Origin of the sequence: Mycobacterium sp. 1245111.1, assembly GCF_001673405.1 — a bacterium.
Classification (GTDB): domain Bacteria; phylum Actinomycetota; class Actinomycetes; order Mycobacteriales; family Mycobacteriaceae; genus Mycobacterium.
Genome location: NZ_LZLV01000044.1, coordinates 67,603 through 80,001, shown reverse-complemented (window position 1 = coordinate 80,001; position 12,399 = coordinate 67,603). Strand labels below are relative to the sequence as shown.

General features: G+C 64.1%; 12 protein-coding genes. 10 read left to right on the top strand and 2 right to left on the bottom strand.

Going from position 1 to position 12,399, the window contains the following annotated elements; translation table 11 throughout:
- The first annotated feature begins 135 nt into the window (after nucleotides 1-135).
- Complete coding sequence (locus A5658_RS09125; RefSeq protein WP_231997258.1) at nucleotides 136-1,116, top strand: PE-PPE domain-containing protein; 981 nt, start codon at nucleotides 136-138, stop codon at nucleotides 1,114-1,116.
- Here A5658_RS09125 and A5658_RS09120 read toward each other — a convergent pair.
- Nucleotides 1,113-2,657, bottom strand: a complete 1,545-nt coding sequence (locus A5658_RS09120; RefSeq protein ID WP_082993043.1) for a class I adenylate-forming enzyme family protein — start codon at nucleotides 2,655-2,657, stop codon at nucleotides 1,113-1,115. The genes A5658_RS09125 and A5658_RS09120 overlap by 4 nt on opposite strands.
- A 109-nt stretch (nucleotides 2,658-2,766) precedes the next feature.
- On the opposite strand from A5658_RS09120, the gene A5658_RS09115 reads away from it, so the two are divergent.
- Complete coding sequence (locus A5658_RS09115) at nucleotides 2,767-3,633, top strand: SDR family NAD(P)-dependent oxidoreductase (protein WP_067333165.1); 867 nt, start codon at nucleotides 2,767-2,769, stop codon at nucleotides 3,631-3,633.
- A 3-nt stretch (nucleotides 3,634-3,636) separates the two neighbouring features.
- Here A5658_RS09115 and A5658_RS09110 read toward each other — a convergent pair whose 3' ends face one another.
- Nucleotides 3,637-4,464 carry an enoyl-CoA hydratase/isomerase family protein gene (locus tag A5658_RS09110; protein ID WP_067333164.1) on the bottom strand — a complete coding sequence of 276 codons (828 nt, stop codon included), beginning with the start codon at nucleotides 4,462-4,464 and terminating at the stop codon, nucleotides 3,637-3,639.
- Between the two features lie 51 nt (nucleotides 4,465-4,515).
- Here A5658_RS09110 and A5658_RS09105 point away from each other — a divergent pair, with 51 nt between their 5' ends.
- The 8 genes from A5658_RS09105 (at nucleotide 4,516) to A5658_RS09070 (ending at nucleotide 12,396) form a co-directional block, all read left to right on the top strand.
- Entirely contained in the window at nucleotides 4,516-5,766 is a 1,251-nt protein-coding gene (locus A5658_RS09105; RefSeq protein WP_067333163.1) for a hypothetical protein, read from the top strand.
- A 4-nt stretch (nucleotides 5,767-5,770) separates the two neighbouring features.
- Entirely contained in the window at nucleotides 5,771-6,577 is an 807-nt protein-coding gene (locus A5658_RS09100) for an enoyl-CoA hydratase/isomerase family protein (RefSeq protein WP_067333162.1), read from the top strand.
- On the top strand, nucleotides 6,574-7,821 hold the full coding sequence (locus A5658_RS09095; RefSeq protein ID WP_067333161.1) for an acyl-CoA dehydrogenase family protein: 1,248 nt from the start codon (nucleotides 6,574-6,576) through the stop codon (nucleotides 7,819-7,821). Before A5658_RS09100 ends, A5658_RS09095 begins: the two co-directional genes overlap by 4 nt.
- A complete protein-coding gene (locus A5658_RS09090; RefSeq protein WP_067333160.1) occupies nucleotides 7,818-8,633 on the top strand; it encodes an enoyl-CoA hydratase/isomerase family protein in 816 nt (271 codons plus the stop codon). Before A5658_RS09095 ends, A5658_RS09090 begins: the two co-directional genes overlap by 4 nt.
- The gene (locus A5658_RS09085) at nucleotides 8,630-9,430 is read left to right on the top strand and encodes an enoyl-CoA hydratase/isomerase family protein (protein WP_067333159.1); all 801 of its coding nucleotides are present in this window, start codon (nucleotides 8,630-8,632) and stop codon (nucleotides 9,428-9,430) included. The genes A5658_RS09090 and A5658_RS09085 overlap by 4 nt, the downstream gene beginning before the upstream one ends.
- On the top strand, nucleotides 9,427-10,878 hold the full coding sequence (locus A5658_RS09080) for a class I adenylate-forming enzyme family protein (RefSeq protein ID WP_067333158.1): 1,452 nt from the start codon (nucleotides 9,427-9,429) through the stop codon (nucleotides 10,876-10,878). The genes A5658_RS09085 and A5658_RS09080 overlap by 4 nt, the downstream gene beginning before the upstream one ends.
- Before the next feature lie 360 nt (nucleotides 10,879-11,238).
- Complete coding sequence (locus tag A5658_RS09075) at nucleotides 11,239-11,940, top strand: hypothetical protein (RefSeq protein WP_231997257.1); 702 nt, start codon at nucleotides 11,239-11,241, stop codon at nucleotides 11,938-11,940.
- 93 nt (nucleotides 11,941-12,033) lie between these two features.
- The gene (locus A5658_RS09070; RefSeq protein ID WP_156751331.1) at nucleotides 12,034-12,396 is read left to right on the top strand and encodes a hypothetical protein; all 363 of its coding nucleotides are present in this window, start codon (nucleotides 12,034-12,036) and stop codon (nucleotides 12,394-12,396) included.
- The last annotated feature ends 3 nt before the right edge of the window (nucleotides 12,397-12,399 follow it).

Below are 12,399 nucleotides of genomic sequence, written 5' to 3'. Positions count from 1 at the left end.
GCGTCACCGTGGCGCTGTTGGCCTGTCGGACTTCGTTTCTCCAAACATGCGCCACCTACAGCACAAAAATGATACATTCGCCGCGATTCGTGTATTTTCGGAAAATCCATCCGAACGAGACTGGAGGAGTCGCACATGAGTCGTCATGCGTCTGATTGGTGGCGGGTCGGGCTGCTGGCGGGTACCGGCGGCGCCGTGATGGTGCTGACGTCGATGCTGACGGCGGCAGTCGCGTTCGGCGACGCCGACGGCCCGCTCTGGGGCAGCGAGACCGCCATCATCCTCGGCGGCACCGGCGAGCCGACCCCGTCTCTCTCCTTCGCCCAGGCTGCCGAAAACCTCTACCTGCATCCGCTGGGCTTCGACGGTGGCGCGACCTCCTCGACGGTCTGCGACATGGTCGCAACCGACCCATGTGCGGCGCCGTTGCAGGTGCTGACGACGCCCGAATTGTTCCAGCAGGGCCCCAGCAGTGTCACCGACGCAGACGACGTCGTCCTCGCCGTGCGCAACGAATTCGATGCCAACCCAGGCGCTTTCGACGCCGAGCACCCGCTGACGATCTTCGGCTACTCTCAAAGCGCCACCGCGGAATCGATCGCCATGACACGACTCGCCCAAGAGGGCATCCCCAGCGCCGATCTGCACTTCGTGTTCATCGGCGACCCCTCCCTCCCCAGCGGAATAGGGCCCAACCTGGTGCCAGACCTCGACCTGGTCTATGGCCACGGCTCGAGCCAGGAAAACGCCATCCTCAACGCGCTCGGGATGGACAGCGCCGTGGAACACGTGACGCCGAACGACCTCTATCCGACAACGATCTACACACTCGACGGCGACGGCATCGCCGACTTCCAACAAGACTTCACGGCGGGCGGTCTGATGAACGCCTTCATCAACGTGTTCACCACACACACCGCCTATCTGGGGCTGACACCCACCGAAATCGCCGACGCCACCACCTCAATCGACGGCGACCTCACCCAAATCGACATCTCCGGCAACATCAACACCCTCGACGCACTCATCGGCGCAGTCGAACACGGGCTCGCCAGCAGCGGCGCGTTCGACAGCCTCTTTCAGTCCCTGGAGCTGTACCTGACCAACATGTTCTAAGCCGAGTCACGGGAGCGCCCGGAACGGGCGAGGCGCTCGGCGAGCAGGCGCGGCCGGCCGTCCGCCCGGGCGCCGAGTCTGTTGCGGTCGACCTTGCCGTTGGCGTTGACCGGAAGCGGGTCGCTCCACAACACCAACTCCTCCGGCAGTTTGTATTTCGGCAGACCCTCCGAGGTGAGCGCGCTGGCGACATCGGTGAGCGACAGTTCGATGTCGGGATCGAGCACGACTGCCATGGCAAGCCGCTCACCGGTGGTGCTGTCGGCGACGGAATAGGCGGCGCATTCGCGCACTCCGCTGATCCTCGCTACGGCCTCTTCCACCTCGGCGGCCGGGATCTTCAGTCCGTTGCGAATCACGATGTCTTTGATACGTCCGATGATTCGCACCCGGCCATCGACGATCTCTGCCACGTCACCAGTGCGGAACCACTCTCCGTCGAACGCGGGCCCGTCGTCATCGGCGTCGATATACCCGAGAAAGGCATGCGGGCCCTTGACGCAACACTCGGTCGGTTCGGACGCCGATCCGACGCGTACGTCGACGTCGTCGAGCGGCACCCCATCGTCGCCGTGGCGCACGTCGCGGGACTCGTTGCGCAGACCTGACGTGCTCACCGGGATCTCTGAGGAGCCGTAAGCCCGCATGACCACGATTCCGAAATCGTCTTCGATCCGTTCCACGATGCGCCGGTCGAGCATCGTGCCGCCAAGATAGACCGCCCTCAGAGCGATGTCGGCGCGACGCTCAGCCGCCTCGTCGAGCATCCTGTTCAGCAGCCGGTCGGGGCCGCCGTACCAGGTCGCGCCGGAGTCGACGAGTAGATCGCACGTCCCCACCGGGTCCCAGTGATTCTCGAGAATGACCGGTATCGCAAGCATCGGACCGATGAACAGGGCTTGCACTACTCCCGTGACCGACGCCAACGGACTGATCAAGAAGATCCGGTCGTCTGGGACCAGACCAGCTGCCGCGATGTAATTTGCCGACGCCTTGGCCAGCGTGCTGAGCGAGTGAATGACCCCCTTGGGCCGAGACGTGGTGCCCGACGTGTAGAGGACAAACGACGGCTCATCGGCTGACCTCACCGGGCTCAGGACCGGGGCAGACTCCACCTGCCCGCCCTCACCATTCGGTAGGATCCATCGACAGCTCCCCGCTAGTTCAGGCTCGGCGATCGTGGTCCAGTTCGGTGCAACCCCGAACTGTGCGCCTGTGCGCGTGAGGACATCGGCAACCTGCGAAGCCCCGGCGCTTCGGGGAACAACCAGCAGCACCGCGTCGATTCGCAGCGCCGCATGGACCATCACAACCGAGTCCACGTCGTTTTCCACCACCAGCACAATGGCGCTACCTGCGCGGACACCGGCGTCGAGCATCGCTCGCGCCGCGGCGTCGACGCGCTCGTCGAGTTCGCCGTACGTCAGTTCGGCGCCGCGATCCGCAACGGCGAGCCGGGTGGGGTGTCCCGTCGCCGCAGACCGCACCAGGTCAACGGGCTCGGCGGTCCACAAACCCGCGGCACGGTAGCGGGACCGCAACTCTTCGGCTCGCCTGTGCGCTGATCGCAGCAACTCGGTCGGGCCATCCATCAACGTGTCCTCCGATGCAAATGATGGTTCTCTATTGGGTAAATGTAACCTCTCACCCATGGAGTCAATGACTTTCGACAATCAGGTGGCCATCGTGACCGGCGCCGGCGGTGGGCTAGGCCGCTGCCACGCGCTGGAACTCGCTCGGCGCGGTGCACGCGTCGTGGTCAACGACCTGGGTAGCGCAGTAGACGGCAGCGGCGCGTCGACCTCAGCAGCCCAGAGCGTCGTCGACGAGATCACCGCGGCCGGCGGCACCGCAATAGCCAACGGCGACTCCGTCGCCACTGATCGCGGGGGCGCGGCGATCGTGGCGGCCGCGATGGAGGCGTTTGGGCGGGTCGACATCCTGGTCAACAACGCGGGGATCCTGCGCGACGCTGCGTTCAAAAACATGACTGCTGAACAGGTGGACGCGGTCATCGAGGTTCACCTCGCGGGCACGTTCAACGTCACCCGCGCGGTATGGCCGATCATGCGTGAGCAGAACTACGGCCGTATTGTGCAAACCACCTCTGGCACCGGTCTTTTCGGCAACTTCGGTCAGGCAAACTACGGCGCGGCGAAGATGGGCCTGGTCGGGATGATGCACGTCCTGGCGATCGAAGGACAGCGCAACGGCATCGCGATCAACGCGATCGCACCAATCGCGCGTACCAGGATGACCGAGAACATCATGGGAGACGCCGGCAAGGCCATGGACCCCGAACTGGTCACCCCGGTAGTCGTATACCTGTCGCACCGCAGTTGCGATCGCACGGCACATATCTATTCGGTCGGTGGCGGGAAAGTCTCGCGTGTCTTCATCGGGGTCACCAAGGGCATCGAGGACGGTGCGCTTACTGCGGAGACCGTCGCCGACTCCATCGATCGAATCGATGACAGCTCGACCTTCACCATCCGGGGCGGCCCAACCAAGGCGTGACCGTCAACGACCTTGAAAGTTCGGATCACGGCGCTCAGCGAAGGATTTCAGACCCTCTTGCAGGTCAGCGGTGCGCGACACCACCTCCTGCGCCCACGCCTCCTCCTCGAACGCACGGTCACGCCCTGACTCCGACGACACCGACAACAACCGCTTGGTCAGCGACAGCATCACCGTCGGCCCGGCGGCGAGACGTCCGACGATCTCGTCCGCGAGTGCATCGGTGTCCTCAGGCGCGGTCACGCGGTTGACCAGCCCCAGCCTCTCGCAGGTGGCAGCGTCGACAGGCTCACCGAGCATCAGCAATTCGGTAGCCTTTCGCAGCCCCACGATCCGCGTCAGCAGGTGTATGGCACCGGAATCCGGCAAGATCCCGCGGTGCACGAACGCCTCGACAATCCTTGCGTCGCTGGACATGACGACCAGATCGCATGCTAACACCAGACTCGCTCCAGCACCCGCAGCAGTTCCCTTGACCGCAGCGACCACGGGCTTGTCACAGTCCAAGATGGACGCCACCAACCGCTGCCACCCCTGCTGGAGCATGCGAGCGATGTCGCCCGGACGCCGCTCGGCGACCGGGCTCGGGGAGGCTCCTGACTCCTGTGTCTGTGGCGCTAATCCCGCCCCCGCGCAGAAGTGCCGATCACCTGTTGCACTCAACAGGACAGCACGAACGCCAGGATCATTGTTTGCCCGCACGAACGCATCGGTCAGCGCGTCACGCGCCAAGGGCGACAACGAATTTCCGACTTCCGGGCGGTCGATCGTAATTCGCTGCACTCCGTTGTCATCGACGACTACAACGATGCCGATTGCCTCTTGGCTCATTTTCCCATCCTGCGTTAACGGCGTTTCCGCTTTTCGGGTATCTTAATTTCCATGTCTGAGAGCGGTCAGATTACCGACGAGGGACTGGCCCGGTTGCGCGCCACCATCGGCATCGCTGTCCCTCACACTCAGCCGCCGCATTACTTTCGCCCGAACGAGGACAGCTTCCGGCACGTAGCCGAAAGCTACGGAGACGCCAACCCGCTGTGGACCGATCCGGAGTACGCCGCCAAATCCGTGTGGGGCGAGTCGATCGCGCCGCCCGCCCTTGTCGGCGGTGACACTCTCATCGGTGAGGACGAGGTGACCGTGCTCTCCGAGGACGACCGGGTGTTGACCAAAGGTGATCCGTTGCGCGGCGTTCATGCGTTCTATGCATCGTCGTCGCGCGAGTGGTGGGCGCCGCTGCGGGCGAATCATCGGATCTTCCGCCGCAACGCTCTTGTCGCGGCACTGGACAAAAGTAGCGAATTCGCCGAGCGCGCCGTCCACGAATGGTCCGCGCAAGTGTTCCGCGACGACGAAGGCGTCATCCTGGGCGGCCAGTACCGCAACATGATCCGGACGGAGCGCAGCAAGGCACGCGGTCGTAAGAAGTATGAAGCCGTCGAACTGAAGTCGTGGACACCTGATGAGATCGCCGAGATCGACGACAGATTGGCACGCGAGGCGCCGCGCGGCGGTGAACCACGATGGTGGGAAGACGTCGAAGAGGGCGACGAGGTTGGCCCGTTGACCAAGGGTCCGCTAACGGTGACCGATATGGTCTGCTGGCACGTCGGAATGGGGACCGGCATGTACGGCGTGCGGCCGCTACGGCTCGCGTGGCGCAACCGGCAGCGCATTCCCCGTTTCTACACCCCCAATGAGCACGGTGTCCCCGATGTTCAGCAGCGGGTGCACTGGGAGCCGGACGCGGCGCGAAATGCCGGCAATCCCACCACCTTCGACTACGGGCGGATGCGCGAAACCTGGCTCATCCATTTGTGCACCGACTGGATGGGGGACGACGCATGGCTATGGAAGCTCGACTGCGAGTTCCGGCTTTTCAATTATGTCGGTGACCTCCACACCATCACCGGAACGGTAGTCCGCAAATACCTTGCTGAGGGTGATCGCCCGGCCGTCGATCTCGAACTCGCGGCAACAAACCACCGCGGCCAAATCACGTCTCCCGGTCACGCCTCGATTCTCCTGCCCAGCCACGAACGCGGGCCCGTTCGATTGCCTGATCCACCCGGCCGAGCGACCAATCTGACGGAACTGCTCACAGCCGTATCGGCACAGTTTGCCGAGCGTTGAGGCCATGACCTACGCCAGTGTCCCGGGCCTTCGCGCCCAGCACGACGGTCCCGTCCTGCAGCTGACCCTGGATCGCGCCGACCGCCGAAACGCAATCAACGACGTCGTCCTGGACGCGATGATCGCGCACCTGGCCGCTGCCGGCACTGACGAGTCGGTGCGTGTTATCCGGATCGACGGTGAGGGACCGGACTTTTGCGCCGGATCCGACTTGGTGGCCAACAACGCCCGTTCCGAGCGCAAACCGAGGGTGGGCAGCACCCAGCGCCGCCTGCCGAACAAAGCCAACCGGCTCATCCCGTTACTCCTCGAGACGCAGGTGCCGATTGTCGCGGTGGTTCGCGGCTGGGCGGCCGGCCTCGGATTCCACATCGCGATGGCGTCGGACTTCTGCATCGCCGCCGACGACGCTCGCTTTTGGGAGCCGTTCATGGCACGGGGTTTCACCCCTGACAGTGGTGCGACGTGGCTCTTGCCGCGACTCATCGGATTGGTGCGCACCCGACAGTTGCTCATGCTCGGCCAAGAGATCACCGGAGCGACAGCAGCCGATTGGGGCATCATCCACGCTGCAGTTGCGGACAGTGAGTTAGCTTCAGCCGCAGAGCTTTTGGTCACCCAGTTGAGCGACGCGCCCACTGTCTCACTGGGGCTCACCAAGTGGCTGTTGCAGAGTGGCAACGGCCTCGACCTCGATCGCCATCTGCAGAACGAAGCTTTAGCACTCGAATTATCCAGCCGCAGTGAGGATTTCAAGGAAGGTCTAGCGGCCTTTCGCGACAAGCGTGACGCGAAGTTCCAGGGTCGATGATGACACTGCCGATCACCGACACCACCAGTGCGGACGATGCCGTTGCCGCGGTACAGCAATGGGTCGATGCCGAGGTACCCGACGCCTGGCGGACCGCGGCGGCCCAGAGCCCAGCCGCCCTGCGGGCAGTACGCACCCCCGAGGACTACCGGCGGTGGTATCCCGCCTTCGCCGCGTCGGGCCTCGTCGTACCGACGTGGGCGCGCGAACATGGGGGCCTCGGGATCGGCAACGAGGTCGCCCGCGCGATCGAACACGTGCTGGGCCCGCTGCGTTTGACGCGGCTCAATCCGTTGGGCCTCAACAACGCTGCTGCGGCTCTGTTCAGCCACGGCACCGAAGAACAGCGGTTGCGATTCCTGCCGCCGATCGTGCGCAACGAGGAAAAGTGGTGCCAGCTGTTCAGCGAACCGGGCGCCGGTTCCGATCTGGCTTCGTTGGCAACGCGCGCGGTCCGCGATGGTGACACCTGGGTCGTCAATGGGCAGAAGGTCTGGACCACGTGGGCCGACCAGGCCGACTTTGCAATCCTGCTCGCCAGAACCGATCCAGAGGCGCCCAAGCACAAGGGCATCACCTACTTCCTGCTCGACATGCATCAACCAGGCGTACAGGTCAGACCACTGCGTCAGATCACCGGAGAAGCCGAATTCAACGAGGTCTTCATCGACGATGCGCGCGTCCCCGATGCTCACCGGGTGGGTGACGTCAACGACGGGTGGCGGGTCAGCGCTTCGACCTTGTCCAGCGAGCGACAGATGGTTTCCGGCTCCGGGTCCGGGGGCATGGGTCGCCTCGGCGGCTCCGGCGCCGAGCGCCTGATCACGCTGGCGAAGCAGACCGGGAAATGGAGCGACCCGGTGATCCGTAACAAGGTCATGCGTTTGTGGGCGCAGGAGCAGATCCGCGGCTGGACGAACGCCCGTGTGCGCGCAGCCCTTTCGGCTGGCCAATCGCCCGGGGCGGCATCGTCGATCGGCAAGGTGCACCAGGCCGTGCTCAACCAGCAGATACAGGACCTAGTGGTCGATCTGCTGGGCACCGAGGCGATCGCCTGGCCGGCCACCGACGACCCCGATGCGCTGCCGCGCGACGTCCAGGGAATGATGCGCAGTCTCGCCAACGGCACCGAGGGCGGGACCACGGACATCAACAAAAACATCCTGGGCGAGCGAGTACTCGGCTTGCCCAAGGAGCCTGACCCGTGGAAAGGCAAGCCCTGGAAGGATATCCCGCGCTCGTGAGCACCTACCAGCGTCTCGTGGTGGAGAAATCCGACGGAATCGGCTGGCTGATCTTGAACAGGCCCGACGCCGGCAACGCCTTCGACTCGCAGATGCTCGACGAACTCGAGGCCGCGTGGGCCGAACTCGACGCCGATCCCACCATCCGGGTGATCGTCAACACCGCCAACGGCAAGCCATTCTGCACCGGCATGGACGTGGTACAGGTGGCGCGCGACAAAGAGGCGATGCGGCGCCACTCACGCCGGACCCGGGACGCGGAATTGAAGATCTCTTCGTGGCATTGCGGGGTATGGAAGCCGGTGATCGCGGCTGTCAACGGGGTATGCGCCGGCGGCGGTCTGCATCTGGTGGCCGACGCCGACATCGTGATCGCCGCCGAAGAAGCGTCGTTCGTCGACCCACACGTCTCGGTCGGCCAGGCCGTCGCTTACGAGGCGATCACCCTACTGCGCAAATCCCCCATGGAAGCGATCACTCGGATGACATTGAGCGGCAAGGGTGAACGCATTACCGCGCAGCGCGCCTACGAATTGGGAATCGTGTCCGAAGTTGTCTCGGGCGAGGAACTCCGCGCAGCCGCGTGCCGGCTCGCCACCGCAATTGCCGCGAATTCGCCGACGGCGATGCGGGCCACCAAAAAGGCGCTGTGGCGTTCCCTGGAAGTTGGTATGGCGCAGGCTCGCAGCGAGGCCGCTGATGAGATCTGGCGGTTGCGCAACCATCCCGACCATGGCGAGGGTGTCCGGGCGTGGCGCGAGAAGCGCATACCCCAGTGGCACCCGGTGTCGGACGCAGTGGAGGTTTCATGACATATCAGCGACTGATCGTCGAACGGCACGGGCCGGTCGGATGGATCATCAACGACCGACCAGAGCGCCTCAACGCCTATGACGCTGCGATGCGCGAAGAATTCCCCAGAGCCTGGGCGGAATTGAACGCCGACCCCGATGTTCGCGTGATCGTGCACACGGGCAACGGACGCGCTTTCCAGGTGGGCGCCGACGTCGAGGAGCTCGATGGCGAGGCTGTGCTGCAGTTCCAGGAGACCATGCGAACACTCGATCTGAAGCTGACCGCGTGGCACTGCAATGTCGACAAGCCGGTCATCACCGCCGTCAACGGTGTGTGCGCCGGTGGCGGACTGCACTGGGTGGCCGATGCCGACGTCGTCATCGCATCGTCAGATGCCAGCTTCGTCGATCCGCACGTCTCAATCGGTCAGGTCAGCGCCCTGGAGACCATCGCGCTGATGCGCAAGATGCCCGCGGAAGCCGTGCTGCGGATGGCGCTGGTGGGCAGCCACGAACGGCTCAGCGCTCAACGCGCGTACGAGCTCGGCATGATCAGCCAGGTCGTCGACCCGCCCGACCGACTGCGTGAGGTCGCGCAGGAACTCGCCGAGAAGATCGCGCGCAATTCCCCTGCGGCGATGCGCGCCACCAAGCGAGCACTGTGGGGTGCATTGGAACTCGGTCTCACCGATGCATGCCGTGAGGGTGCGAAGCATCTGACATCGATGTGGGGGCATCCGGACCAGAACGAGGGACCGCTGGCCTTTGCAGACAAGCGGACTCCGAAGTGGGCTCCGCTGGAGAATAACTCGTGAGTCTCGCCGAGCTGCTTAACGGCCTGCCCGACGTCGCAGTACATACGCTGCGCGCTGATGTTTCGCGCCACGAATTGGCGTCCAGCGCAGATCAACTCGGCGCGCTGCTGGCCCAAGGGGGTCTGCACGCCGGGCAGGTGGTGGCGGCCATGCTGCCCAACGACGCCACCACTATCGCCGCGCTGTTCGGCACGTGGCGCGCCGGTGGCGTCTACACGCCGCTGAACCCTCGGGCCGCCGATGCCGAAATCGTCACCCAGATTGCGACATTGCGACCGGTTGCCGTCATCACTACCCCCGAACTCGCACAACGGTTCTCGAGCTTCGACTTGCCGATCGTCGCCGGAGAGGCGCTGGCGTGGGCTACCGTCGGATCATCACGCCAGCCCGGCGATGCGCGATCCTACGAAGACGATGTCGCGCTGTTGCAGTTCACGTCCGGCACCACCGGACCACCCAAACCAGTCCCGCTGCGGCACAGCACGGTGCTCGATCTCATCGACCGCCTGCTGGAAAAACTGCGTGGCTCCAAACCCGCCGGCAGCAAGCCCAAGAGATCCCCCATGCCGAATCTGGTGCCGCTGTCGTTGTCGTTGTGGGCCGGTATCTACCAGGTGCTGTTCGCCTTTCGCGCCGGCTCCGGCGTCGTCCTGATGGACCGGTTCTCCGCGACGGACTTCGCGGCACTGGTCAAGCGACACCAGTTGCGCTCCACGGTCTTACCGCCGGCCGCGCTGACGATGGTGCTGCACGACGACTCGGTCACCGACCTGGCCCCCCTGAAGATCGTGCGATCGATTACCGCTCCCCTGTCCCCTGTGCAGGCGGCCCGGTTCCGCGACAAGTTCGGTGTCATCGTCCTGAACTCCTACGGCCAAACCGAACTCGGCGGAGAAGTCGTCGGCTGGTCGGCGGCCGATGCCCGCGATTGGGGCGAAACCAAACTCGGGTCGGTCGGACGACCGCTGCCCGGCATCGATGTCGCGATCACAGAAGACGAAGTGATGGTTCGCACCCCGACGACAGCGGCACGCAAGATCGATGCGGCGTTTCTCGATCGGCTCACCGACGACGGCTGGTTTCACACCGGTGACCTGGGCTGGTTCGATGACGACGGATTCCTGTGGCTCGACGGTCGGGTGTCGGACATGATCAATCGCGGTGGGCTCAAGGTCTTTCCCGGCACCGTCGAAGATGTCCTGCTCTCCGCCGACGGGGTCCGCGAGGCAGCCGTGGTGGGGATTTCCGACGAACGCCTCGGCGAGGTTCCCTGGGCTTTCGTCGCGCGCAGCGATGACGAGGTATCCGAGGACGCGCTGATCGCATGGTGCCGCGAGCACCTGACTCCCTACCGCGTTCCCGCACGGATCATCTTCGTTGAGCAGCTGCCCCGCAACGACGTCGGCAAGGTGGTCAAGCGCGAATTGGCCCAGCTGGCCGAAGCGTAGAATACTCACTCTCAGTTAGTGAGAACGGTGATAGCATCACGCGGAAATATACATTTCCACTGTTGCCGCCGTGACGGGAGCGCTCCCTGTGATCGAAGAACTGCTACGGATGATCGTCACCTGGGGAGTCATCTGCGGACTCGTCGCTTTCTTCTACTGGATGCTCTCGAACATCGGCACCTTCTGATCGTCCGTTATCAGAATGCCGTCCTCGAAAGGTAGGAGGACACAGCGCAATGGAAGATCAGGACCGCCGGCGTCGACGAGCGCTCATCGTGTTCCAGGTCTGGATATACGGCCTGCTGCTGACGATGTTCCTCATCCAGCTCTCGATGCTGCTGACCAGGAACTGGTGAGCCGATGAGACTTTCTCGTGCCGCGCTCGCGCCCGCGTCGCCAACCCTGGACGAACACGAACGACAGAGCCACGCAGCCCAACGGCGGGCCGACCTCTGGCTGACTGCCGGGACAGCCCTGATGGGCACCTTGGTGCTCGGAGTTATCGGACTTCCCTTGTTCTTGCGCGGCCTATACCTGTTGCGTAACGCGCAACGAGCGGGCCTCTCGGTTCGCCCACTGATGGTCACCCTCATCGGCTACGTCATCATCTTGGACGCGGCGTTGAACAGCATCGGTTGGGCGCTCGACCTTTTCGCCAACCATGCGCTGATAACCCGCACGGTGTTCACGGCCTGGGGCAACCTGATGGACGCGGGGTACTTCTGGCACTACAACGAACTCTGGATCGGAGGCGCCGGCGCTCCCGGCGAGAAGGCATGGGTGCTTGTCTGCGTGCTGATCGCCTTCCCCATGCGGATGGCCGCGGCAATCGGCTTCCTACAGATGAGGCGCTGGGGGCACCAATGGATCATCGTGACGTGCTGGTTCGGCGTGGTGGTGTGGACCGGCTACATCTTCAACATGACGCTGTATGCCGACGTCCGCTACGCGGCGGTCGGACTTCCGGTGATTGCCTGGTGGGCCTACAACATTTTCTACATCACGCCGTTTCTCGCAATTCCCTACCTGCACACCGTCAACCGGGAAATCTTCTCGGACTAGCAGATCCCGGGGAGGGTCACAGTGTCTGAACCACTGGTAAGCGCGGCATCGGCCGAGTCGCTGCCGCCCGGCACAGCGCCTGTGTGGGCGCGGATGCACACATGGCTGAAGCGAGGCCTGTACGTCTGTCTTTTCGGGTTGGTGATCGAGGGTTCGCTCACGGTGCCAGTGATCGCCGTGTGGTACGGGTGGCCCACGTTGTCTCTCACCCAGATCTGTAGCGAGTTGCTCAAAGTCCGTTATTCCAACGAGACGCTGGAGTGCCTCCAGCCGTACCCGATCAGCGGTCCGCCGTTCGGCGGCGCCCCCGAAGCAGCAGGCCAACACACCGCGAGAGATGATTGGGGAATACAGCCCCGCCCGCGTTATGACCGAATCGGCTTTCGCGAACTGATCAAGATCCACGATGAGCGAGTCGCGCGGCAAGGCGGAGCGGTCCCAGCCCCGAAACCGTAGCGG